This is a genomic window from Microtetraspora sp. NBRC 16547, from assembly GCF_030268965.1.
Taxonomy (GTDB): Bacteria; Actinomycetota; Actinomycetes; order Streptosporangiales; family Streptosporangiaceae; genus Microtetraspora.
Window position 1 is genome coordinate 241,213 of the sequence record NZ_BSSE01000003.1, and the last position, 22,328, is coordinate 263,540.

At 71.9% G+C, this 22,328-nt stretch carries 23 protein-coding genes; 15 read left to right on the forward strand and 8 right to left on the reverse strand.

The genetic code is table 11. The annotated features are described in order from the left end of the window. The first annotated feature begins 127 nt into the window (after nucleotides 1-127). Nucleotides 128-883: a LytR/AlgR family response regulator transcription factor gene (locus QSK17_RS06430; protein WP_285703511.1), complete on the forward strand. Its 756-nt coding sequence runs from the start codon at nucleotides 128-130 to the stop codon at nucleotides 881-883. A 478-nt stretch (nucleotides 884-1,361) separates the two neighbouring features. Here QSK17_RS06430 and QSK17_RS06435 read toward each other — a convergent pair whose 3' ends face one another. Continuing rightward, nucleotides 1,362-2,198 carry a deoxyribonuclease IV gene (locus QSK17_RS06435; RefSeq protein WP_285703512.1) on the reverse strand — a complete coding sequence of 279 codons (837 nt, stop codon included), beginning with the start codon at nucleotides 2,196-2,198 and terminating at the stop codon, nucleotides 1,362-1,364. 170 nt (nucleotides 2,199-2,368) lie between these two features. On the opposite strand from QSK17_RS06435, the gene uraD reads away from it, so the two are divergent. The 9 genes from uraD to alc all read left to right on the forward strand — a co-directional run bounded on the left by uraD (nucleotide 2,369) and on the right by alc (nucleotide 11,041). Continuing rightward, nucleotides 2,369-2,854 carry a 2-oxo-4-hydroxy-4-carboxy-5-ureidoimidazoline decarboxylase gene (gene uraD / locus QSK17_RS06440; protein ID WP_285703513.1) on the forward strand — a complete coding sequence of 162 codons (486 nt, stop codon included), beginning with the start codon at nucleotides 2,369-2,371 and terminating at the stop codon, nucleotides 2,852-2,854. Then, on the forward strand, nucleotides 2,851-3,198 hold the full coding sequence (uraH, locus tag QSK17_RS06445; RefSeq protein WP_285703514.1) for a hydroxyisourate hydrolase: 348 nt from the start codon (nucleotides 2,851-2,853) through the stop codon (nucleotides 3,196-3,198). Before uraD ends, uraH begins: the two co-directional genes overlap by 4 nt. A gap of 4 nt (nucleotides 3,199-3,202) precedes the next feature. Further along, the gene (gene pucL / locus QSK17_RS06450; RefSeq protein ID WP_285703717.1) at nucleotides 3,203-4,129 is read left to right on the forward strand and encodes a factor-independent urate hydroxylase; all 927 of its coding nucleotides are present in this window, start codon (nucleotides 3,203-3,205) and stop codon (nucleotides 4,127-4,129) included. Between the two features lie 5 nt (nucleotides 4,130-4,134). Further along, on the forward strand, nucleotides 4,135-5,037 hold the full coding sequence (locus QSK17_RS06455) for an FAD binding domain-containing protein (RefSeq protein WP_285703515.1): 903 nt from the start codon (nucleotides 4,135-4,137) through the stop codon (nucleotides 5,035-5,037). A 112-nt stretch (nucleotides 5,038-5,149) separates the two neighbouring features. Beyond that, nucleotides 5,150-5,851 carry a (2Fe-2S)-binding protein gene (locus tag QSK17_RS06460; protein ID WP_285703516.1) on the forward strand — a complete coding sequence of 234 codons (702 nt, stop codon included), beginning with the start codon at nucleotides 5,150-5,152 and terminating at the stop codon, nucleotides 5,849-5,851. Continuing rightward, nucleotides 5,844-7,220, forward strand: coding sequence for an 8-oxoguanine deaminase (locus QSK17_RS06465; protein WP_285703517.1), 1,377 nt, complete (start codon nucleotides 5,844-5,846; stop codon nucleotides 7,218-7,220). Before QSK17_RS06460 ends, QSK17_RS06465 begins: the two co-directional genes overlap by 8 nt. A gap of 75 nt (nucleotides 7,221-7,295) precedes the next feature. Next, the gene (locus tag QSK17_RS06470) at nucleotides 7,296-8,627 is read left to right on the forward strand and encodes a glycerate kinase (protein WP_285703518.1); all 1,332 of its coding nucleotides are present in this window, start codon (nucleotides 7,296-7,298) and stop codon (nucleotides 8,625-8,627) included. Between the two features lie 24 nt (nucleotides 8,628-8,651). Continuing rightward, nucleotides 8,652-10,040, forward strand: coding sequence for an allantoinase AllB (gene allB / locus QSK17_RS06475; RefSeq protein ID WP_285703519.1), 1,389 nt, complete (start codon nucleotides 8,652-8,654; stop codon nucleotides 10,038-10,040). Further along, nucleotides 10,037-11,041, forward strand: coding sequence for an allantoicase (alc, locus tag QSK17_RS06480; protein WP_285703520.1), 1,005 nt, complete (start codon nucleotides 10,037-10,039; stop codon nucleotides 11,039-11,041). The genes allB and alc overlap by 4 nt, the downstream gene beginning before the upstream one ends. A gap of 89 nt (nucleotides 11,042-11,130) precedes the next feature. On the opposite strand, the gene pknB is transcribed toward alc, so the two are convergent. From pknB to thiO, 4 genes are all read right to left on the reverse strand, one after another. Beyond that, on the reverse strand, nucleotides 11,131-13,152 hold the full coding sequence (gene pknB, locus QSK17_RS06485) for a Stk1 family PASTA domain-containing Ser/Thr kinase (RefSeq protein ID WP_285703521.1): 2,022 nt from the start codon (nucleotides 13,150-13,152) through the stop codon (nucleotides 11,131-11,133). Between the two features lie 70 nt (nucleotides 13,153-13,222). Next, entirely contained in the window at nucleotides 13,223-14,005 is a 783-nt protein-coding gene (locus QSK17_RS06490; protein ID WP_502889147.1) for a thiazole synthase, read from the reverse strand. Further along, nucleotides 14,002-14,202 (reverse strand): sulfur carrier protein ThiS, encoded by a 201-nt coding sequence (thiS, locus tag QSK17_RS06495; RefSeq protein WP_285703523.1) that lies wholly within the window; start codon nucleotides 14,200-14,202, stop codon nucleotides 14,002-14,004. The genes QSK17_RS06490 and thiS overlap by 4 nt, the downstream gene beginning before the upstream one ends. Further along, entirely contained in the window at nucleotides 14,199-15,311 is a 1,113-nt protein-coding gene (thiO, locus tag QSK17_RS06500) for a glycine oxidase ThiO (RefSeq protein WP_285703524.1), read from the reverse strand. The genes thiS and thiO overlap by 4 nt, the downstream gene beginning before the upstream one ends. Nucleotides 15,312-15,629: 318 nt before the next feature. Here thiO and QSK17_RS06505 point away from each other — a divergent pair, with 318 nt between their 5' ends. The 4 genes from QSK17_RS06505 to QSK17_RS06520 all read left to right on the forward strand — a co-directional run bounded on the left by QSK17_RS06505 (nucleotide 15,630) and on the right by QSK17_RS06520 (nucleotide 18,793). Further along, nucleotides 15,630-16,805, forward strand: a complete 1,176-nt coding sequence (locus QSK17_RS06505; RefSeq protein ID WP_285703525.1) for an NAD(P)/FAD-dependent oxidoreductase — start codon at nucleotides 15,630-15,632, stop codon at nucleotides 16,803-16,805. A gap of 187 nt (nucleotides 16,806-16,992) precedes the next feature. Beyond that, a complete protein-coding gene (locus QSK17_RS06510; protein ID WP_285703526.1) occupies nucleotides 16,993-17,367 on the forward strand; it encodes an Rv2175c family DNA-binding protein in 375 nt (124 codons plus the stop codon). 32 nt (nucleotides 17,368-17,399) lie between these two features. Next, nucleotides 17,400-18,047, forward strand: a complete 648-nt coding sequence (gene thiE / locus QSK17_RS06515) for a thiamine phosphate synthase (RefSeq protein ID WP_285703528.1) — start codon at nucleotides 17,400-17,402, stop codon at nucleotides 18,045-18,047. A 212-nt stretch (nucleotides 18,048-18,259) separates the two neighbouring features. Further along, nucleotides 18,260-18,793 (forward strand): LysR substrate-binding domain-containing protein, encoded by a 534-nt coding sequence (locus QSK17_RS06520; protein ID WP_285703529.1) that lies wholly within the window; start codon nucleotides 18,260-18,262, stop codon nucleotides 18,791-18,793. Nucleotides 18,794-18,869: 76 nt separating this feature from the next. Here the strand turns inward: QSK17_RS06520 and QSK17_RS06525 are convergent, their stop codons facing one another. Further along, nucleotides 18,870-19,937, reverse strand: a complete 1,068-nt coding sequence (locus QSK17_RS06525; protein WP_285703531.1) for a polyprenyl synthetase family protein — start codon at nucleotides 19,935-19,937, stop codon at nucleotides 18,870-18,872. A 137-nt stretch (nucleotides 19,938-20,074) separates the two neighbouring features. Here QSK17_RS06525 and metF point away from each other — a divergent pair, with 137 nt between their 5' ends. Continuing rightward, on the forward strand, nucleotides 20,075-21,004 hold the full coding sequence (gene metF / locus QSK17_RS06530) for a methylenetetrahydrofolate reductase [NAD(P)H] (RefSeq protein WP_285703532.1): 930 nt from the start codon (nucleotides 20,075-20,077) through the stop codon (nucleotides 21,002-21,004). 72 nt (nucleotides 21,005-21,076) lie between these two features. On the opposite strand, the gene QSK17_RS06535 is transcribed toward metF, so the two are convergent. Continuing rightward, entirely contained in the window at nucleotides 21,077-21,625 is a 549-nt protein-coding gene (locus QSK17_RS06535; protein WP_285703533.1) for a GNAT family N-acetyltransferase, read from the reverse strand. A gap of 226 nt (nucleotides 21,626-21,851) precedes the next feature. Next, complete coding sequence (locus tag QSK17_RS06540; protein ID WP_285703535.1) at nucleotides 21,852-22,328, reverse strand: YbaK/EbsC family protein; 477 nt, start codon at nucleotides 22,326-22,328, stop codon at nucleotides 21,852-21,854.

The window sequence follows — 22,328 nt, forward strand, 5'->3', positions numbered from 1 at the left end:
GTTCGAGTCGGGGTTCGCTCCGCGTTCGACTCCTCTCCACGGTCCGACTTCTCTGTGTGTCCGTGCGGGCACTCTTCGTCGCCGAATCCCTTGCGGGTCCGGCGGGCGAGGCGGCACGGTGGTGGGCATGCTGCGTGTTATGGCCGTCGACGACGAGGCGTCCGCCTTGTCCGAGCTCGTCTATCTGCTGCGCCAGAACGAGCGGATCGAGCACGTCACCACCGCCCAGGACGGGCTGGCCGCGCTCCACACGATCGTGGCGATGATGGGTGCGGGTGAGCGCCTCGACGGCGCCTTCCTGGACATCCGGCTGCCCGGCCTGGACGGATTCGAGCTGGCCAGAGTGATCGCCGGATTCCCGGCCCGTCCCCGGCTGGTCTTCGTCACCGCCCACGACTGCGCGGTCCGGGCGTTCGAGCTGGAGGCCGTCGACTACGTCCTCAAGCCCGTACGCCCCGACCGGCTGGCGGAAGCCGTACGGCGGCTCTCCTCGGCGGTCGCGGCTGCGACGGTCGAGGAGAAGGACACCGACGTCATCCCGGTCGAGCTGGGTGGCCGCACCAAGTTCGTCCAGCGGCAGGCCGTCTGGTACGCCGAGGCCCACGGCGACTACGTCCGCCTGCACACGGTGGACGGGACCTACCTCGTCCGGATGCCCCTCGCCGCGCTCGAACGCCGCTGGGGCGGTTCGGGGTTCGTCCGGGCGCACCGCAGCACCCTCGTCAACGCGCGGCATGTCAGCGAGCTGCGCTTCGACGGCGGCCGGATGGTGCTCCAGGTAGGGACCGAGGTGCTGCCGGTGAGCAGGCGGCACACCCGTGAGGTTCGCGACCAGCTCGTCCGGCGCTTCCGGGTCGCCGCGCCGCCGGCCGGTGCGATGTGACCGGCCGGTGCGATGTGACCGGGCGGTGCGATGTGACCGGGCGGTGTGATGTGACTGGGGCATCCGCGACGGCCGTGACGACGGAGCGGGCTTCGACCGTTCGTCGCGTCCGATGAGCCGCCGGTCCGGGCGGGCCTGCCCGCGCGTCGCGAAACACCGACCGCTCGTCCGAACTCCGGCCGTTGGTCCGGCCGGCGGCCGTAATCTCTCCGTCATTGCAAGGCCACGCCGCGTAGCTGACAGAAGTTCGTGACCATGCCGCGCGGATGCCAGGCGGGCCCTCACTGGGGATGGGGCCATTGGGAAATGTCCGGAAGATGGTGGTTCGCCGAGTAAGGCGACATCTGCCGGATATGACCTGTCGCGGGATCCGCGAAAGCGGTCCGGCCATCGGGGGCGCCGGACCGCGAGCGGGCCTGCTGCCAGCCGTGCCGTCAGCCGCCGTCAGCAGCGCTGTCCCCGCGCTGTCCTCGCGCCGTCAGCCGCGCAGCTTCTTCAGGAGCGCGATGTTCTCCCGGTCCTGGTCCACCTTGCCCGGTGTCTCGATGCAGAGCGGCACTCCGGCGGTCACAGGGTGGCGCATGATCTCCGCGAACGGCTCCTCGCCGATGTGTCCCGCGCCGATGTTCTCATGGCGGTCCTTCTTCGAGCCGCACACGTCCTTCGAGTCGTTCGCGTGGATCAGCTTGAGCCGTCCGGGAGCGGTCTGGTGCAACGCGTCGAGCATCGCGCCCACCCCGCCGGGAGCGGCCAGGTCGTGCCCGGCGGCGAATGCATGGCAGGTGTCCAGGCAGACGCCCACCTTCGGGTGGTGATCCAGCGCCTCCAGGTAGGGCCCGAGGTCCTGGACGGTCGCGCAGAGCATCTGCCCCTGCCCGGCCATCGGTTCGAGCAGCAGGTCGGGGCCGCCCTCGGGGATCTCGTCCAGCAGCGGGAGCAACTGCTCGTGGATCTGGCGCATGGCGTTGTCCCGCGACTGGCTGACGGCTGAGCCGGTGTGCACCACCACGCCGAGGGCGCCGATCGCGGCGCCGCGCCGGAGTGTGTGCCTGACCACCGCCACGGAGTTCTCCAGGGTCGCCGCGGTGGGCGAGCCGAAGTTCACCAGGTAAGGGGCGTGCGCGAAGACCGGCAGCCCGGACTCGGCGAGTTTCGCGTCCTCGGCCGGGTCGCCGTCGTTCAGCGCCCAGGTCCGGGGGTTGGTGACGAAGACCTGGACCATCTCGGCGTCGACATCGGCCGCGTGGCGCAGTCCGCCGGTGGCGAGACCGCCCGCGACGGAAACGTGCGCGCCGATCGCATTTCTCGAGGTCATGATGGCTCCAGCCTAGTGTCCGGGCCTGCTGCCCTGGCTGCTGCCCTGGCTGGTGACCGGGCTTGGTGGCCGGGCTTTGTGGCAACGTACAAACCCCGGCCGGGACACGGCGGGACAGTTGGGCGTTCACGCTGCTAGACCCGCCCTTCGCCGCGATGTTGACTGCTGGCATGCGAGAACTCAGCCAGGAGGAGCTGCGCTCCTGCTGCGCGTCCACGACCTGGATGGCCGCGGTCGCGGCGCGGCAGCCGTACGCGGACCTCACCGCGCTGGTGGCGGCGGGCGAGGCCGCGATCGCGGCGCTCGACTGGCCCGACGTGGAGGAGGCGCTCGCGGCGCATCCCCAGATCGGGGAGCGGGCCGCCGCCGATCAGGCCGCCACCGACCGCGAGGCGGCGTGGTCCCGGGCCGAGCAGTCCGGTACGGCCGGCGCGGCCCAGACCGTGCTCGACGCCATCACCAGGGGAAACGCCGTCTACGAGCAGCGGTTCGGCCACGTCTACCTGGTCCGCGCCACGGGCAGGAGCGCCGAGGAGATGCTCGGCCTGCTGCTGGCCCGGCTCGCGAATGACGAGGAGACCGAGCGGAAGATCGTCCGTGCCGAGCTCGCCGAGATCGTCCGGCTCCGCCTGGAGACGGCGGTGACCGGCGGATGAGCCTCTCCACCCATGTCCTCGACACCGCCAAGGGGCTGCCCGCGGCCGGCGTGCTGGTCCGGCTCTCGCGCATGACCGTGCACGGCTTCCTCGCCGCGGCCGAGGGCCGTACGGACGGGGACGGCCGGATCCGGGAGTGGTCGCCGGTGAGCGCGGAGTGGGTCGAGGGCGTGGACCCTCGCCCGGGTACCTACCGCCTGGTCTTCCACACGGGGGAATACCTGGGGGAGGACGCATTCTTCCCCGAGGTCAGCGTCGTCTTCACGCTCCGGGAGCACGGCGGGCACTGCCACGTGCCGCTGCTGCTCAGCCCGTACGCCTACTCGACCTACCGCGGGAGCTAGCTTGATCGTCTTGGGTCCCAACCGATACGGCAAGGCCGAGACCAGGGTGGTCAGAGTCACCCGGCATGGCGACGCCCACCACATCAAGGATCTCAACGTCAGCACGTCACTGTCCGGCGCGATGGCCGACGTGCACCTGACCGGCGACAACTCGGCCGTGCTCACCACGGACGCGCAGAAGAACACGGTGTACGCCTTCGCCAGGAAGCACGGCATCGGGGCGATCGAGGACTTCGCCCTGCTGCTGGCCCGGCGCTTCGTGGACTCCCAGCCGTCCGTCCACCGGGCGCGGGTCGCGGTCGAGGAGTACGCCTGGGAGCGGAACGCCGGCTCCGGGCACTCGTTCCTGCGCTCCGGCAGGGAGGTGCGGACCTGCGTCGCGCACTACGACGGGTCGGCCGCCTGGATGGTCTGCGGCCTGCGCGACCTGGTTGTGCTGAACACCACGAACTCGGAGTTCCGGGGGTTCGTGAAGGACGAGTACACGACCCTGCCGGAGACTCGCGACCGGATCCTCGCCACGGCGGTCGACGCGTCCTGGCGGCACTCCTCGGTGCGCCCCACCGGCCCGGACGGAGACCCGGGCGGGGACTGGGACAGGGGTCCGGACGGAAACGGAGAGGCCGCCAACGACTGGGACAAGTCGTACGAGACGGTTCGCCAGGCTCTGCTCACGGCCTTCGCCGGGACCTACAGCCTCTCCCTCCAGCAGACGCTCTACGCCATGGGCGCCCGCGTGCTCGCCGACTGCCCGGAGATCTGCGAGGTACGGCTGTCGCTGCCGAACAAACACCACTTCCTGGTCGATCTGGCGCCCTTCGGGCTGGACAACCCGAATGAGGTCTACCTCGCGGCGGATCGGCCGTACGGGCTGATCGAGGGGACGGTCCTGCGCGACGACGCCCCTGCCGCCGGACCGGCCTGGGAGTGACGGCGATGGACTTCCTGCGCCCCGCCACCTGGGAGGAGGCCCTGGCGATGAAGGCCGCCCGGCCGGACGCCACGCCGATCCAGGGCGGCACGGACGTGATGGTCGAGATCAACCTCGACAAGGGGCGCCCGGCGGCCCTCCTCGACCTGAACCCGGTCGCCGAGCTGGCCGGGTGGGCCTGGACGGAGGACGCCGCGCCGATGCTGCGCGTGGGGGCCGGGGTGACCTACGCGCGGCTGATCGCGGAGCTGGGCGGCCGACTGCCGGGGCTCGCGCAGGCGTCCCGGACCGTGGGATCGCCGCAGATCAGGAACCGAGGAACGCTCGCGGGCAACCTCGGGGCGGCCTCGCCCGCCGGGGACGGCCACCCGCCGCTGCTGGCCTCCGGCGCGCTGGTTGAGGCCGTGTCGGTACGCGGTACGCGGCTCATCCCGATCGCGGAGTTCTACACCGGCGTGAAGCGCAACGCGCTGGAGGCCGACGAGCTGATCCGCGCGGTCCACGTCCCTCCGGCCACCGGTCCGCAGTACTTCGCCAAGATCGGCACGAGGAACGCGATGGTGATCGCGGTGTGCTCCTTCGCGATCGCCCTGCGCCCGGGGGAGCGGCGCGTGGGCACCGGGATCGGCTCGGCCGCCCCCACTCCGCGCCGGGCGTACGCGGCCGAGGAGTTCCTCGCCGAGGAGCTGGACTGGGACGGCCGTGGGCCGCTCGATCCCGCGCTCGCCCGCAGGTTCGGCGAGCTGGTCGCGGAGGCGGCGTCGCCCATCGACGACGTGCGCGGCCAGGCGGCCTACCGGCGGCACGCGCTGGGCGTCATGGCCCGCCGCGCCCTCGGCTGGGCCTGGACCGATCACACGGCGGGGCGAGCCGGCGGAGCGAGCGAAGGGACCGGTCTCAGCCTATGAACACCAGAGCTCCGCGCATGAACACCAGAGCTGCCCGCATGAATACCAGTGCCGCCCGGCCTGACCGCCGGGACTCGCCGATCTTCTCAGGGAGCCTGTGGATGGAGGTCCGATGCGGGTGAACGTCTCCGTCAACGGTCAGGCGATGACCGCCGACGACGTCTGGGAGGGCGAGAGCCTGCTGTACGTCCTGCGCGAGCGGCTGGGCCTGCCTGGCGCGAAGAACGCGTGCGAGCAGGGCGAGTGCGGGTCGTGCACCGTCTACCTCGACGGGATCACGGTGTGCGCGTGCCTGGTGGCGGCGGGCCAGGCCGAAGGGCGGGAGGTGGTCACCGTGGAGGGCCTCCCCTCGGTGAGCATCGCCACGGCTGTCGCGGCCGGCACGGCTGTCTCGGCTGTCTCCGCGGGTGTGTCACCCGGCGTGCTCACGGGCGACACGGCGGGTGACACGGCGGGTGACACCGCGGGCGATACCGCAGGCGTTTCCATGGGCGTATCCGTGGGGGCCGAGCCGGTTTCGGGGGACGGGCTCGACGAGGTGCAGCGCTGCTTCGTCGAGGCGGGAGCCGTACAGTGCGGGTTCTGCACGCCCGGGCTCGTCGTGCAGGCGCACTCCCTGATCGCGAGAGCGTCCGGAGTGCCGCAGGATGCCGAGATCCGCGAGGCACTGGCCGGCAATCTGTGCCGGTGCACGGGTTACGAGAAGATCCTCGACGCCGTACGGCTGGCCGCCGCCCGCGCCCTCGCCGGGAACGGCGCCGCGCCGGGATCGTCGCCGCTCGTGCCGCCGGGACAGGGAGGCTCCCGTGACTGATCCGGCGCCCCGGCGCGTGGTGATCGAGAACGCCTACGTCGTCCCGGTGGCCGGCGCCGAGATCCCGGCCGGACACGTCGTGATCGAGGGCGATCGCATCGTCGCGGTCGGCCCCGGCGCGGCGGAAGGCGCGGCGGACGCCGTACCCGCCGACGCCGAGCGGATCGACGGGAGCGGGTGCCTGGCAACGCCCGGTCTGGTCAACACCCATCACCACCTCTACCAGTGGGCCGCGCAAGGGGTCACACCCGACGGGACGCTGTTCGATTGGCTGGTCGCGAGCTATCCGCTGTGGGCGGGCCTGGACGCCGAGGTGGTGCACGGCGCGGCGACGGCGGGGCTCGCCTGGCTGGCCGCGTCGGGATGCACCACCACGACCGACCATCACTACATCTTCCCCAAGGGACGCGGCGACCTGTTCGACGCGGAGATCGAGGCGGCATGGCGGGTCGGCGTGCGGTTCCACCCGTGCCGGGGATCGATGGACCGCGGGCGGTCCCAGGGCGGCCTGCCGCCGGACGAGATCGTGGAGGACGTCGACGAGATCCTCGCCGCCACCGAGGACGCGATCCGGAAATATCACGACCCGTCGTTCGGGTCGATGCTCCGGATCGCGGTCGCCCCCTGCTCGCCCTTCTCGGTGAGCGGCGAGTTGATGACCCGGTCCGCCGAGCTCGCCCGCTCCCACGGCGTACGGCTGCACACGCACATCGCCGAGAGCAGGGACGAGGACGAGCACTGCGTGGCGCAGTTCGGCGTCCCTCCGGTGGAGTACCTCGACCAGCTCGGCTGGCTCGGGCCCGACGTCTGGCTGGCCCACGCCGTCCACCTGACCGACAAGGACGTCCGGCGGTTCGCCGAGACCGGTACGGGCACGGCGCACTGCCCGTCGTCGAACGGCCGCCTCGGCTCGGGCATCGCCCGGATCTCCGACCTGCTGCGCGCCGGAGCGACGGTGGGCCTCGGCGTCGACGGCGCCGCGTCCAGCGAGATGACCACGCTGGCGGGCGAGATCAGGACGGCCATGCTCATGCAGCGCGCCCGCTACGGCCCGCGTGCCCTGACCGCCCGGCAGGCACTTGAGCTGGCCACGCTGGGCGGGGCGCGATGCCTGGGCCGTGACGCGGAGATCGGGACGCTGGAGCCGGGCAAGCTGGCCGACGTCGCCCTCTGGCGGCTGGACGGCTTCTACGACGCGATCGACGACCCGGTGGTCGCGTTCGCCTACGGCAGGACGCCACCGCTGGCCCGGCTGCTCGTCGGCGGCCGGACCCTGGTCGAGGACGGCGAACTGCGCACGGTCTCCGGCACGGAGGCGGCCCAGGCGGGCGCGGCGGCGCACCGCCGTCTCATGAGCGCGGTCCGATGACCCCACCCGGCGGGGCGGGGTACGGCGTTCGACGATGATGGTCGTGATCCGTTCACAGAGGCCCAGGGAGCAGTAATGAGGGACCACGTCGTCATCGCGCCGGACAAGTTCAGGGGGTCGCTGACCGCCGCGGACGTGGCCGAGCATGTGGCCGCCGGGCTGGGAGACGTGCCCGCCGTACGCCTTCCGGTGGCCGACGGCGGCGACGGCACCGTGGACGCGGTCGTGGCGTGCGGGTTCACCCGGGTCGAGGTCGAGGTGACCGGCCCCACCGGCGACCCCGTCCGCGCCTCCTACGCCACGCGGGACGGCGTCGCCGTGATCGAGTTGGCGGAGGCGTCCGGCCTGCGGCTGCTGCCGGCCGGTCCCGCCCCGCTGACGGCCACGAGCCGCGGAACCGGCGAGCTGATCGCCCATGCCGTACGGCACGGCGCCCGCAGGGTCGTGCTCGGCCTCGGCGGCAGCGCCTGCACCGACGGCGGTGCGGGCATGATCCAGGCGCTCGGCGCCCGGTTGCTCGACGAGAACGGCGATGAGCTGCCTCCCGGCGGAGGCGCGCTCAGGAATCTGGCGACGATCGATCTCTCGGCCTTCGGCCCCGGTCACACCCATGGGCACGGCGAGGACCATGGGCACGGTGAGGACCACGGGCACGGCCACGGGCATTTCGGCGGCGATCTGTCGGACGTCGAGTTCGTGGTCGCAAGCGACGTGGACAACCCGCTGCTCGGCCCGCACGGCGCCGCCGCCGTGTACGGCCCGCAGAAGGGGGCCGGGCCGGAGGACGTGGCGGTGCTGGAGGCGGGTCTGGCCCGGCTGGCCGCCGTCGCCGCGCACACCCACGGCGTCGTGGGAGCGGTCGAGCACGACGGTGTCGTACGTTCCATGGGCGTCGCCGGGCGGCCCGGGGCCGGAGCGGCGGGCGGCGTCGGCTTCGCCGCGCTGGCCTTCCTGCACGCCGAGATCAGCCCCGGCATCGAACTTCTTCTCGGCCTGCTGGAGTTCGACCGGCATGTCGCGGGAGCCCGGCTGGTCATCACCGGCGAGGGGTCGCTCGACGAGCAGTCGCTGCGCGGCAAGGCACCGCTGGGCGTGGCGTCGGCGGCGGCCAAGCACGGGGTTCCGGTCGTCGCCGTCTGCGGCCGCCGGTCCATCTCGGACGAGGAACTCCATGCGGCGGGCATCACCGCCGCGTACGCGCTGACCGATCTCGAACCCGACGTCGAGCGGTGCATGGCCGAGGCGGGGCCGCTGCTGGAGCGCCTGGCCGCGGACATCGCGGTCAACCACCTCTCCGCGTCCACGTCCACGTCCGCGTCCGCGTCCGCGTCCACGTCCGCGTCCGGGTCCGAGCCCCCGGCCGTGCGCCGGAGCGGCCACGGAGAAGATCACGGAGGTCACGCATGATCCGAGCAGGAGGCAGAGCCCGCCATGGGTGAGCGCGCGGAGTCCGGCCTGCCGGCGGAGTTCGACCTGATCGTGAGCTCCCGCAGGGTGGTGACCCCGGACGGGGAGCGGCCGCTCGCGGTGGCCGTGCGGAACGGGAGGATCGCGGCCCTGCTCCCGTATCCCGCGCCGCCGCCCGCCCGCGAGTCGGCGCGGGATACGGCCAGGGATACGGCGCGGGTGACGGCCCGCGAGATGGTGAACCTGGGCGAGGTGGCGCTGCTGCCCGGCCTGGTCGACACCCACGTGCACGTCAACGAGCCGGGCCGTACGCACTGGGAGGGTTTCGCCTCGGCCACCAGGGCCGCCGCCGCCGGGGGCGTCACCACGATCGTCGACATGCCGCTCAACGCGCTTCCGCCGACCGTCAACGTGGCCGCGTTGGAGATCAAGAGGAAGGCCGCCGAAGGGCAGTGCCACGTCGACGTCGGCTTCTGGGGCGGTACGATCCCCGGCAACACGCGCGAGCTGGAGCCGCTGCACCGTGCGGGCGTGTTCGGCGTCAAGTGCTTCCTCTCGCCGTCCGGCGTGGACGAGTTCCCCGCTCTGGACCGCGCCGGGCTGAGGGAGGCCCTTCGGACGCTGGCGTCGTTCGGCGGCCTGATGACCGTCCACGCTGAGGATCCCGCGACCCTCACCGACCCGCTCGGCCCGACTTATCTGGATTTCTTGGCATCTCGTACGGCGGAGGCCGAGCGGAGGGCCGTCGAGCAGGTCATCGAGCTGTCCGCCCAGACCGGAGCCCGCGCCCACATCGTGCACGTCTCGTCCGGATCCTGCCTGGAACCGCTGCGGGCCGCCCAGAACGCCGGCGTGCCGATCACCGCGGAGACCTGCCCCCATTACCTCACCCTGACCGCCGAGGAGGTCGGCGGGCCCGCCTACAAGTGCTGCCCCCCGATCAGGGAGGCCGCCAACCGCGACGCCCTCTGGCAGGGGCTGGCCGACGGCGTGCTGATGGGGATCGTCTCCGACCACTCGCCGTCCACGCCCGACCTCAAGGTGCCCGACTTCGCCGCCGCCTGGGGCGGGATCTCCTCGCTGCAGGTCGGCCTCCCCGCCGTCTGGACGTCCGCGAGCGCGCGCGGCTACGGCCTGAGCGACGTGGTGCGGTGGATGGCCGAGGGACCGGCGGCGCTGGTCGGCCTGCCGTACAAGGGGGCGATCAGGCCGGGCGCGGACGCGGACCTGGTCGCCTTCGACCCGGCGGCCGGGTTCACCGTGGACGCCGCCGCGCTGCACCACAAGAACCCGGTGTCGCCCTACCACGGCAAGACGCTGACCGGCGTGGTCGCCCGCACGTGGCTGCGCGGCCGCCCGGCCGACCTCGTCACCCCACACGGCCGGCTTCTCACGAGGGAGGGCATCGGATGACGGATCTCGGCAGGCTTCCTGATCTCGCGCTCCGCTCGTACGGAGGATCGGTGGTCGCGGCGAGCGACGAGTCGTTCGCCGAGAAGGAGGCCCTGATCAGGCCCGGCCCGGCGGAGTTCCGGCCGCACACGTTCGGCGCGAAGGGCCAGGTCTACGACGGCTGGGAGACCCGGAGACGGCGCGAGCCCGGCCACGACTGGGCCGTGGTACGGCTCGGCCTGCCCGGCGTGATCAAGGCGATCGTGATCGACACCGCGTGGTTCAAGGGCAACTATCCGCCGTTCGCGTTGGTCGAGGCGTGCGCCGCGGACGGGTACCCGGCCCCGGACGAGCTGACCGGTTGGGCTCCGATCGTGCCGCGCGTCCCGCTCGCGGGCGACACCGTCCACGAGTTCGAGGTCACCGATCCACGCCGTTTCACCCATGTGCGGCTCAACATCTTCCCCGACGGCGGCGTGGCCCGGCTGCGGGTGCACGGCGAGGTGGTGCCCGACCCGCTGCTCCTGTCCGGTCTCACCGTCGATCTCGCCGCGCTGGAGAACGGGGCGGTCGTCGTCGCCTGCTCCGACGAGTTCTACTCCTCACCCAACAACATCCTCGCTCCGGGGCTCGCCAGGAACCAGGCCGAGGGGTGGGAGACCGCGCGCAGGCGGGACGGCGGCAACGACTGGCTGATCGTCGCCCTGGCCGGCGCGGGAACCGTCGCCGTGGCCGAGCTGGACACCGCGAACCTCCTGTTCAACGCTCCGGACGCGGCGGTGTTGACCGGCATCGACGCCCGGACGGCGGCGCTGGATGACGAGGACGCCTGGATCACCCTGCTGCCGAAGACGCGGCTCCAGCCGGACACCCGGCATCGGTTCCGGCTTGACAGCGGTCCTGAAGGGGACCGGCCGCTGACCCACGCCCGGCTCGACATCTTCCCCGACGGCGGGCTGGCCCGGCTGCGGCTGCTCGGCTCGCTGCTCGATGACCCGGCCTCCCGCCCGACGCGGCCCTGACCGAGAGAGCCCGCCAGGGAAAGCGCCCGCCAGGGACGGAGCGCCTGCCCGGCGGGTGCGGCGGGCGCCCGGCGGCGTAAGTACCAGCGTCAGTACCAGATGGTGATCTCCGAGCCCACCGGCTGCTCGCCGAGCGGGTTCTCGCCCACGACGCGCTGGCCGCCCACGAGCTTGCGCATCTTGACCGTGAACCCGGCGGCCTCCAACTCGCCCTTGGCCTCCTCCACGCCCTTGAGCCGCACGTCCGGGACGTTCGCGAAGTCGGGCGTGGGCTGCGAGTCGTCGGTCTCCCACGGCCAGTGCCAGCCCTCGTCCGGTCCCCTCGAGGCCGTCAGCCGGACGGCGGCTCCGGCGGCTATCTCGGCTCCGGCGGCGGGATCCTGGGCGATCACCGTTCCTGGTGGGGTGCTGTCGGCCGTCTCGTCCACAGTGACGGTGAAGCCCTTCTCCTGGAGGAACTGCACCGCCTGGTCCTTCGTCATCTGCGAGACGTCCGGCATCAGCATCCCCGCGCTGATCACCAGGTCGATGGTCGTGCCCTTCCTGACTTGCTCGCCGACCGCCGGTTTGGTGCGGACCACGAGATCGCGCGCGACGGTGTCGCTCGGCACCTTGCTCTCCTGACCGACCTGCAGACCGGCCTCGGCGATCTTGACCTTGGCGTCGCCTGCGCTGAGGTTCTCGAGGTTCGGCACGGGGACGGTCTCCGGCCCCGCCGATGCCACGAACGTCAGCTCTGATCCCTTCTCCACCTCGGTGCCCGGGGCGGGGGAGATCTCCAGGAGCCGGTCCTTCCCGACCTCATCGTCGAACCTGGGCTCCCCGATCTTGACCGTGAACCCGGCGTTCTCCGCCTGCTGCCTGGCCGCGGTGATGTTCTGGCGGAGCAGGTCGGGCACCACCGTGTAGCGCGACTGGGAGAACCACCAGCCGCTGAACGCGACGCCCGCGATCATCACCAGCGCCAGCCCGACGATGAACCAGTTCGGCCGCCACCCGCGTTTGGACCGCGCGGGCGGGATCGTCGCCGGCTCCACCTTGGGCTGGATCATCGTGTGCCCGGCCACGTCGGATGCTCGAGCGCCGGTGGTGTAGGTGAGCGCAGGCGTGCCGCCGGTGCCGGAGAGCCCGGGTGCGCCGGTGGTGTATGAGAGCCCGGGCGTGCCGGGGGCACCAGGCGCGCTGGAGAGCCCGGGACTGCTGGGCGTTCCCGGCGCGCCGGAGGATCCGGCGGGCGGCCTGGGGTGCTGCCCGGTGTGCCCGCGCGGCAGCGTGCGGTGCGCCTCCACGGCGGCGACCAACATGGCGGTCGCGTCGGCGGGACGCCGCGCCGGGTCCCGGTCGGTGGCCGCCGCCACCAGGGCGTCGACCTGCGGCGGGACGCCGGAGATGATCGACGACGGGGCCGGGACGCTGTCATGCACATGCCGGTAGGCGATGGACATCGGCGTCTCGCCCTCGTACGGCTGCCGCCCGGTGATCAGCTCGAACAGCATGACACCCGCGGCGTAGACGTCGCTTCGGACGTCCGCGACCCCGGAGGTCACCTGCTCGGGCGACATGTAACCGATCGTGCCGATCATCATGCCGGTCTTGGTCTGGTTGCTCGCCTCGACGGCGCGGGCCAGGCCGAAGTCCACGACCTTCACCCGGCCGTCGTCGGCGAGCAGCACGTTCTCCGGCTTGACGTCCCGGTGGACCATCCCCGCCGAGTGGGCGGCGCCGAGGGCGGCCAGGACGGGGATGAGGAGTTCGAGCGCCTCGCGGGCGGGCAGCGGGCCGCGTGAGCGCAGTACCTCGCGCAGGGTCTTGCTCGGCACGTACTCCATCGAGAGGTAGACCGTGGGACCGTCCGTGCCCTGGTCGAAGACCTGCACCACGTTGGGGTGGGACAGACTCGCGACCGACTTCGCCTCGCCGATGAACCGCTTGACGAAGTGCGGGTCCTCGGCGAGAGACCGGTGCATCACCTTGAGTGCCACCGTGCGGTCGAGCCGGACGTCCAGAGCCAGATAGACGGCGGCCATTCCACCCTGGGCGATCCGGGACTCGACGCGATAACGCCCGTCGAGCAGCCGCCCCACCAACGGGTCTGTCAGCGTCGTGTCCACCCGGCTGAGTTTACGACGGCTTTGCCGCGGGTAGGGCTTTCCGGCCCCAAAACGAGACCGTTTCTGAACGTTACGCGAACCTCGGCAGCGAAGGTGAGGACGCCTCCGCGTACCGCCGCCGGGGGATACGGCCCGCCAGTTTCGCCATCCGTCCCGCCTCGACCGCCGAGCGCATGGCGGCGGCCATGAGCTCCGGCCGCTGGGCACGGGTGACGGCGGTCGCCAGCAGTACGGCGTCGCAGCCCAGCTCCATCGCCAGCGCCGCGTCGCTCGCGGTGCCCACGCCCGCGTCGAGGATCACCGGGACCGAGGCCGCCTCGACGATCAGCTCGATGCTGTGCGGGTTTCGGATGCCCAGTCCGGACCCGATCGGCGCGCCCAGCGGCATGACCGCCGCGCAGCCCGCCTGCTCCAGCCTGCGGGCCAGCGCCGGATCGTCCCCGATATAGGGGAGCACCACGAACCCGTCCGCGACCAGCCGCTCCGCGGCGTCGAACGTCTCGATCGGATCGGGCAGCAGGGTCCGCTCGTCCGCGATGACCTCCAGCTTCACCCAGTTCGTCTCCAGGGCCTCCCTGGCCAGGCGCGCGGTCAGCACAGCCTCTCCGGCGGTGAAGCAGCCCGCGGTGTTCGGCAGCACCCGGATGTTCCGCCGGCGCAGCACGTCGAGCACCGACCCCTGGACCGCGGGGTCGAGCCTGCGCATCGCCACCGTGGTCAGCTCGGTGCCCGACGCCTCAAGCGCCCGATCCAGCACATCCAGCGAGGGCGCGCCCCCGGTTCCCATGATCAGCCGCGAGGTGAACTTCTCCCCGCCCAGGACCAGCACGTCGTCCGCCTCGTTCACCGTCATCCTCCCTGCACCGCCGTCAGCACCTCGACGCGGTCGTTCTCGGCCAGCGAGGTCGACTTCCACGCGCCCTTGCTCACCACCACGTCGTTGACCGCCACGGCCACGCCGCTGGTCAGCGCCGTCAGCGTGCGCACGGCCTCCGCCACGGTCGTACCGTCAGGCAGCTCTCCGGCGGCTCCATTGATCGTCACCTTCATCGGACGCCCCTTTCCGGGTCGCAGGACCGGACGGCATCCGGCACGTCGCCGCCGGTCAGGAACGCCGTGACCGCCTCCGCGGTGACCGGCGCGAGCAGCACACCGCCACGGTGGTGCCCGGTCGCCGCGATCACGCCCGGCGCGACCGCCGGACCGATCAGCGGCAGGTTGTCCGGGGTCCCGGGCCGGAAGCCGACGGTCGTCTCCACCAGCTCCAGCTCCGTGATGCCCGGCACCAGCTCACGCGCGTCGCGCAGCAGCTCATACACGCCGCCCGCGGTCACCCGGCCGTCGAAGCCCAGCTCCTCCACCGTGGCGCCGAGCGTGATCTCGCCGTCGCCCCGAGGGACCAGGTATGCGGGCGAACCGTGCACCATCCCGCGCACACACCGTGTCAGGAAGCCCTTCGGGCCGCGCAGCCGCAGGATCTGGCCTTTGACCGGCCGCACCGGCAGGCCGGGCGCCAGCGACCCCGACCAGCAACCGGCCGCGATCACCACCCGCGACCCCGCCACCGCCTCGCCGGACGCCAGCCGTACGCCCCGGGCCTCGTCGCCGCCGGTGGACAGCTCGGTCACGCGGTCGCGGACCAGGGTGCCGCCCGCCCGCTCGAACGCCGCCAGCAGCGCGCGCACCACCCGGCGCGGATTCACCCAGGCGTCGCCGGTCGCCAGCAGCCCGCCGCGTATCGACGGCGCCAGCATCGGCTCGAACCTGCGGCATTCCCGCCCCGTCAGCCGCTCCACCGGCAGGCCGAGCGTCTTCTCGAATGCCGCGAGATCGTCCAGGTAGGCCATGTCGTCCGGGTCGTACGCGACCTCGAGCGTGCCTTCGGCGCGGTAGTCGAGATCGACGCCGCTCTCCTCCTCGAGCGCGTCCCGGAAGGACGGCCACATCTCCAGCGACGCGAGTCCCAGGCGCAGCAGCGGCTCCTCGGTGTACGTCACCTCGCTGACCGGGGCCAGCATGCCCGCCGCCGCGTGCGACGCGCCCGTCCCCGGATCGGGATCCACCACCGCCACGGAAAGACCGCGCCGGGCGGTACGCCATGCGGCCGACAGGCCCACCACGCCGCCGCCCACGACGACCACGTCGTAGCCACGCACCAACGCGCTCCCTTCGCCGGCATTACCCGGATCAGGTGTTCTGGCGGTCGAGAGCTGTCACACGGTCGCGCTCGGGGTCCTCGTTCGCTTCGCGGGAGGCTCGTTCCTCGCCTACCACTTCGCTCACTGCGGCCCTCGCCGCTCCGTACGCTCTCCTCTCAGCCCGGCTCACCGGGCTCCCGCGCGTCTTACGCCTCAAGACTAGTCTTGATCGGGAGTGTCACGCACACCATGGTCATCACTCGTTGTGCGGGCTACTTGCTCAACTCGTTACCAAATCTCCATTGGCGTGTGCCCCGGTCGCCGATCTAGGGTCGGGGCGTGGATGACGTCGTGGTGGTAGGCGCCGGCCTGGCCGGGATACGGAGCATCGAGGCACTGCGAGCCCACGGGTTCGCCGGCCGGATCACGCTGATCGGCGAGGAACGTCATCGCCCCTATGACAGGCCGCCTCTCTCCAAGGCGGTGCTGCTCGGAGAGACCGACTCCACTGTGGTCGACTCCGACCTGGACGCCCTGAACGTGCGGCTGCTTCTCGGGACCGCCGCCAAGGGGCTCGGGACCGGCGTACTGGAAACCACGGAGGGGGAGCTCGCGTTCGACGGGCTCGTCATCGCCACCGGAGCGACCCCCGTCCGGCTGAGAGGTGAGGGCAGGCAGCACGTCCTGCGCACCATCGACGACGCCATCGAGCTGCGCTCCCGGCTTGTGCCCGGCGCCCGCGTCGCCGTCATCGGCGCCGGCTGGATCGGCGCCGAGGTCGCCACCGCCGCGGCCAGGGCCGGCTGCGCCGTCACGGTCGTCGAGGCGGGGGAGACGCCCCTCGCCGCCGCCATCGGCACCACCGTCGGCGCGTACACCACCGGCTGGTACGGCGAAGCCGGCGTCGAGCTCCGGCTCGGCGCCATGGTCAGGTCGGTCGACCCCGACGGCCTGACGCTCATGTCCGGCGCGCGCATCCCCGCGGACGTCGTCGTCACCGGCGTCGGCGTCCGCCCCGCCGTCGAGTGGCTGAAGGGCTCCGCGGTCGAGCTCGAGAACGGCGTCGTCGTGGACGAGCACCTGCGCACCTCGGTCCCCGGCGTCGTCGCCGTGGGCGACTGCGCCAACTGGTGGTCGCGCAGGTTCGGCAGGCGGATGCGGGTCGAGCACTGGGACGCCGCGCTCGGCGCGCCGGACACCGCCGCCGCCACCCTGCTCGGTGAGGACGCGGTGTACGACCCGGTCCCGTACTTCTGGTCCGAGCAGTTCGGCCGGATGGTGCAGTTCGCCGGGTACCGTGAGGGCGCGCGGCTCGTCCTGCGGGGCGAGCCCCGGGAGGACCGGAAGTGGGCGGCCTGCTGGCTCACCGAGGACGACCGGCTGGCCGCCGTGCTGACCGTCGACCGCCCCCGGGACCTGGTGCAGGGGCGGCGCCTGATCGAGGCGGGCAAGCGGGTGGACGTCGCCGGGATCGCGGACCCGGCCACCGCCCTGCGCGACTGCGCCCTGCCATAGCAATCCAGTATGGCGACCGGCGCTGGAACGGCCGGCAACCCGTACGAGAACGACTGGAAACCGGCGCGGGAACGGGCGACGGGCCGGCGGAGCGGCCGGTGCGGGAGCCGCTGGAGTCCGCCAGGCTTTACCGGGCGCTCCGCAATCGAGGTGTTTTGCGGCAGCCACCTGTGGTAATCGTGGATTTGTGACGCTTACTGTTGCACAGATCGATAGAGGAACCGACCAGCTCGTAGGGGAGTGGCTCCCCCTCCCCGAGGTTGCGAAGAGGCTCGGGCTGACCATCGGCCGAGCCAAGCAGCTACTGAAGGACAAGAAGCTCGTCGGCGCCCGCAGGGGCGGCGGAGGGCCGCAGATCCCGGCGAAGTTCATCGGCGAGGACGATGTGCTCAAGGGCCTGCCCGGCACGCTCACCGTGCTGGCCGACGCCGGATTCGACGAGGTCGAGTCGATCCGGTGGCTCTTCACACCCGACGACTCACTGCCAGGGGCGCCGATCGACGCGATCAGCGCCGGACGGCACACCGAGGTCAAGCGCAGGGCGCAGGCCCTCGGGTTCTGACCGACCCTCCGGGGCATGGCATCGTTAGTCGTGTGAATCTCCGACAGCGGCTGGCCGGCGCCCGGCTCTACCTGTGCACCGACGGCCGGCGCGGCCGTGGCGATCTGCCCGAGTTCCTCGACGCCGTGCTGGCCGCCGGTGTGGACATCGTCCAGCTCCGGGAGAAGGGGCTGGAGGCGCGCGAGGAACTCGCGCTGCTCGAGGTGTTCCGCGACGCGTGCGACCGGCATGGCGCCCTGCTCGCCGTGAACGACCGCGCCGACATCGCTCGTGCCGCGGGCCCCGACATCCTGCACCTCGGCCAGGACGACCTGCCGGTGTCCGTCGCCCGGGAGATCCTCGGGCCCGACGTGCTGATCGGCAGGTCCACCCACTCCGCGGACGAGGCGACGGTCGCGGCGTCCGAGCCGGGCGTGGACTACTTCTGCTGCGGGCCGATCTGGCCCACACCGACGAAGCCCGGCCGTCCCGCGCCCGGTGTCGCGCTGCTGGATCACGCCGCCGGCCTGGATACGGCCCGGCCCTGGTTCGGCATCGGCGGCCTCGACCTCGGAAACCTGGACGAGGTCGTGTCCCACGGCGTACGCCGGGTCGTGGTCGTACGGGCGATCACCGAGGCCGAGGACCCGGCGGCCGCGACGGCGGCGCTGCGGGCACGCCTCGACGCCGTTCCCCTCTGATCTTCGTCGCCCCGGGAGGCGGCCCACCTGCTGGGCGCGGACGCCGGTTCTCGCCGTGGCGGGGTTCAGCGCGCTCGCCGCCGCCGCGGCGGTCGGCCAGGCGGTGGGCGAGGTGACCGACCTGATCCGGGGCCGGCTCACGGTCGGGGTGGTCATCGGCTGCACCGTGACTGTTCGACGCACTCGCCGCGTTCCACCGCGCGCATCCCGGCGTGGAGATCTCGCTGCGGGAGGACAACTCCGACCGGCTCGTCGAGGGAGTGCGCGCCGGCGCCGTCGACCTGGCTCTCATCGGGACCGCGGCCGCCACCCCCGACGGGCTGGACGCGCTGACGATCATCAGCGAGCGGCTCGTCGCGGCGGTCCCGGCCGGGCACCCCTTGGCGACACGGCCGCGGGTCACCCTGCGCGACCTCGGCGCCTACCCGATCGTGTGCATGCCACCAGGGACCGGCCTGCGTACGGTCTTCGACCAGGCCTGCGCGGCACAGAGCCTCCAGCCGGTCATCGCGTTGCAGGCCAGCGCCGCAGATGCCATCGCCGACCTCGCCGCCCGCGGGCTCGCCGTCGCCATCCTCAGCGACTCGATGGCCGCGCACTACCGCGACCGGCTCACCGCCCTGACCATCGAGGACGTCGAGATACCCGCCTTGCTGGCCCTGGTCTGGAGAAGCCCGCACAGCCCCGCCGTGCGTGAGTTGCTCGCGTACAGCCGGCGGGCATTCGCCGAGCCCGGCCCCGGTTAGACCCCCGCCCGCGGCACCTTTCGGCCGTGGTCCGGCCGCCGCCGAGGGGCGGCCGGACAGGCGGACGGTGGATGGGTCAGGTACGCCGCGTGGTGGCGGCGACCGCCAGGGCGCCGAGCGCGTCCCGCGCCTCGGGCTCGATGGGCGCGCGCTCCAGCGATCGGAGCGCGTCGTCGAGATAGCGCTTGATCATTTCCTCGCACTGGGCCAGCGCCCCGGTCTCCTCGATGATGAGGCGGAGCCGCTCGACGCCCTCCTGGTCCAGCTTCGGGTCGCCCAGGAGCGTCCGTACCACCTCGGCCTGGGAGTCGGACGCGGCGGCCAGCGTCCGGGCGATCAGCATGGTGCGCTTGCCCTCGCGTAGGTCGTCGCCCGCCGGCTTGCCCGTCTCGGCCGGGTCGCCGAAGACCCCGAGGACGTCGTCGCGGAGCTGGAAGGCGATGCCGACCTTCTGGCCATACTCGACGCAGAGCCGGTCGATCCACGGCGTCACGCCGCGGGCCGCCAGGACGAGACCGAGCCGCAGCGGCTGCTCGACCGAGTACTTGCCGCTCTTGTACAGCGCGACACGCAGGGCGCTCTCGAAGGTGCTCTCGCCCTTGGCCTGCTCCAGCAGGTCGAGGTACTGCCCGAACATCAGCTCGGTGCGCATGTGGTCGTAGACCGGCTGCGCCGCGGCGAGGGCGGCGTCGGGCACGCCGCTGGTCCGCCACATCTGCCCGGCCCAGACGAGGAGCAGGTTGCCGAGGAGCACCGCGGCCCCCTCGCCGAACTGCTCCGCGGATCCGTGCCAGCCGGATTCGGCGTGCAGCCGCTCGAAGCGGCGGTGCGCCGCCGGCATGCCACGCCGCAGGTCGCTGGCGTCCATCACGTCGTCATGGATGAGCGCGCTGGCCTGCAGGAGTTCGAGCGAGGCCGCGGCGCTGTAGAGGGCCGGGTCGTCGTCGCCGCCCGCCGCCCGCCATCCCCAGTGACAGAAGGCGGGGCGCAGCCTCTTGCCACCGGCGATGAAGTCGTCCACGGCGGACAGCAGCACGGCGAACTGGGGGTCGTCGAAGAACGGTCGCTGGTCGTCGAGGAACCTTCGCAGAGAACGATCCACTTCGAAACGTACGAGGTCGAGCGGGGCAGCGGAAGTGGTCATGCCTCTGAGCGTAACCGGCATAGATCGAACAGTGGAGGCCTGGGGAGACATAAGTGTCAGGAGGTAATAAAGCGACCCGGATTCGTTTGCGAGAGGGCAGGCGACCGGCCGGAGAGCGGGACGGTAGCCTTGTCACCATGGCTTTGGGTCTCCCGTCACGACTTCCCGACCGCGTCCCCACGGTCCGCGAGATGCTCGCCGCGGGGGAGCGATCGTTCTCGTTCGAGTTCTTCCCGCCGAAGACCGACGAGGGGGAGCGGCAGCTGTGGCGTGCCATCCGTGAGCTTGAGGCACTGCGGCCGACCTTCGTGTCCGTGACCTACGGCGCGGGCGGCAGCACCCGTGACCGCACCGTCGACATCGTCGAGCGCCTCGCCCACGAGACGACGCTCACGCCGGTCGCGCACTTCACCGCCGTCGATCACTCCATCAAGGAGCTGCGCCACCTGATCGGCAGGTTCGCCGACGCGGGCGTGCGCAACATCCTGGCCGTACGCGGCGACCCGCGCGGCGGCAACCCGCTCGACGAGTGGATCAGGCACCCCGAGGGCGTGCAGTACGCCGAGGACCTGGTCCGGCTGATCCGCCAGTCCGGTGACTTCTGCGTGGGTGTGGCGGCCTTCCCGTACAAGCACCCGCGGTCCGCCACGATCGAGTCGGACACGGAGCACTTCGTGCAGAAGTGCCGGGCCGGAGCCGACTACGCCATCACCCAGATGTTCTTCCGTGCGGAGGACTACCTCCGCCTGCGGGACCGGGTGGTCGCGAAGGGCTGCGACACGCCGATCATCCCGGGCGTCATGCCGGTGACCCAGATGAGCACGATCGCCCGCTCGGAGCAGCTGTCGGGTGCGCCGTTCCCGCCCGAGGTGGCGGCCCGTTTCGAGGCGGTCGCCGACGATCCCGCCGCGGTGCGCCGCCTGGGCGTCGAGCACGCCGCCGAGATGTGCCAGACGCTGCTCGACGAGGGCGCGCCGGGGGTCCACTTCATCACCTTCAACAAGTCGAGCGCCACCCGTGAGGTCTTCCAGGCGCTGTCCCCGAGCCCGGCCACGCTGACCGTCTGAGCGGGTCCGGCCCGTCAGAGGGCTCTCGGAGAGCCCCGGCCGGTTCCCGCGGTTCCGGTGGCATCCGCGGGTTCAGCTCGTCGGGGCGAGAGGGAGCTTCGTTCCGGCGATCACGTAGCTCTCGCGGCCGCCGGGAAAGGCGAACCCCGTCATGAGATCGGCGAAGCCGATGCTGCGGTAGAGCCGCCTGGCCACGGTCGGCGCGTCGTGCGTCGAGAGCACGGCCGTGCGCTCGGGCCGGCCCTCGCAGACCGCGTGGATCATCCGGCGGCCGATGCCCTTGCCCTGGTGGCCGGGGAGAACGTGAATTTCCGCGATCTCCAGCGCGTCGCCGAACCACTCATCGGCGGCGAGAGGGCCGGACTGGTCCGTCAGGGACCTTGCGACGATGTCATGCCACCACTGGCCCGGCATTCCGTGGAAGCCGTACGCGAAACCGATGATCTCGGGACTTTCGGCGAGGACGCAGACGAATTCCGGATAAGTCGCGTGATTGCGCATGATGCCGCGACGGCCGGAGATCTGATCGGAGGGCGGGCGCATGGCGGCCGTGTAGATGGCGAGCACCGTGTCGAGTACCCCGATGAACTCGTCGGGTCCGACGCGTCGCAATTCGATCACTTTCCGCAGACTAGCAAAGTCGTCTCGGGCGGGCATCGGCCGTCCGGTGGAGGTGAATGACGGCCGTCCGCGCGGAGCTCTGTGGATATTTACGGAAAGACGCGGAAATCCCGTGACATGCATCCGGGGAGCGTGACCTGATCACGAGGTCACGATTCGATCACCACTCGGGGCGATCCCGGCCACGGGCGGCCCGTGGCGAGTGCCCGGCCGGGATCGCGACGGCCTATTCCACTTCGGCGGCGGTGCCACCGGTCATCTTGAGCAACTCGTCGAACGACGTGGAGAACACCGTGTGCGGGTGCCCGGCCGCTGCCCACACGACGTCGTACTTGCCCAGCCACGTGTCCACCAGAGTGCGCACCGGCGCCGGGTGGCCCACCGGCGCGACCCCTCCGATCGCTTGCCCCGTGTGCTCGCGTACGAACTCCGGCGTGGCCCGCCGCACCTTCGCCGCGCCGACGAGCCCCGCGATCAGCTCGGTGTTCACACGGTGGGCTCCGCTGGTGAGCACGAGGAGTGGTGCTCCGTCCGCATCGAAGATCAGGCTGTTGGCGATCGCCCCGACCTCGCAGCCGAGCTGGGCCGCGGCGGCGACGGCGGTCGGCACGGACTCGGGAAGGACCACGACATCACCCTCGACGTCATGGGAACGCAGGACCTCTGCCACGCGGGCGACGTTGGGATGCAACTTTTCCGGCAT

Bases quoted from the DNA above. Each gene is read 5' to 3' on its own strand.
- QSK17_RS06430 (WP_285703511.1), top strand. From the start codon at position 128: ATGCTGCGTGTTATGGCCGTCGACGACGAGGCGTCCGCCTTGTCCGAG.
- QSK17_RS06435 (WP_285703512.1), bottom strand. From the start codon at position 2,198: ATGACCTCGAGAAATGCGATCGGCGCGCACGTTTCCGTCGCGGGCGGT.
- uraD (WP_285703513.1), top strand. From the start codon at position 2,369: ATGCGAGAACTCAGCCAGGAGGAGCTGCGCTCCTGCTGCGCGTCCACG.
- uraH (WP_285703514.1), top strand. From the start codon at position 2,851: ATGAGCCTCTCCACCCATGTCCTCGACACCGCCAAGGGGCTGCCCGCG.
- QSK17_RS06455 (WP_285703515.1), top strand. From the start codon at position 4,135: ATGGACTTCCTGCGCCCCGCCACCTGGGAGGAGGCCCTGGCGATGAAG.
- QSK17_RS06460 (WP_285703516.1), top strand. From the start codon at position 5,150: ATGCGGGTGAACGTCTCCGTCAACGGTCAGGCGATGACCGCCGACGAC.
- QSK17_RS06470 (WP_285703518.1), top strand. From the start codon at position 7,296: ATGAGGGACCACGTCGTCATCGCGCCGGACAAGTTCAGGGGGTCGCTG.
- allB (WP_285703519.1), top strand. From the start codon at position 8,652: ATGGGTGAGCGCGCGGAGTCCGGCCTGCCGGCGGAGTTCGACCTGATC.
- alc (WP_285703520.1), top strand. From the start codon at position 10,037: ATGACGGATCTCGGCAGGCTTCCTGATCTCGCGCTCCGCTCGTACGGA.
- QSK17_RS06490 (WP_502889147.1), bottom strand. From the start codon at position 14,005: ATGACGGTGAACGAGGCGGACGACGTGCTGGTCCTGGGCGGGGAGAAG.
- thiS (WP_285703523.1), bottom strand. From the start codon at position 14,202: ATGAAGGTGACGATCAATGGAGCCGCCGGAGAGCTGCCTGACGGTACG.
- QSK17_RS06525 (WP_285703531.1), bottom strand. From the start codon at position 19,937: ATGACCACTTCCGCTGCCCCGCTCGACCTCGTACGTTTCGAAGTGGAT.
- metF (WP_285703532.1), top strand. From the start codon at position 20,075: ATGGCTTTGGGTCTCCCGTCACGACTTCCCGACCGCGTCCCCACGGTC.
- QSK17_RS06540 (WP_285703535.1), bottom strand. From the start codon at position 22,328: ATGCCGGAAAAGTTGCATCCCAACGTCGCCCGCGTGGCAGAGGTCCTG.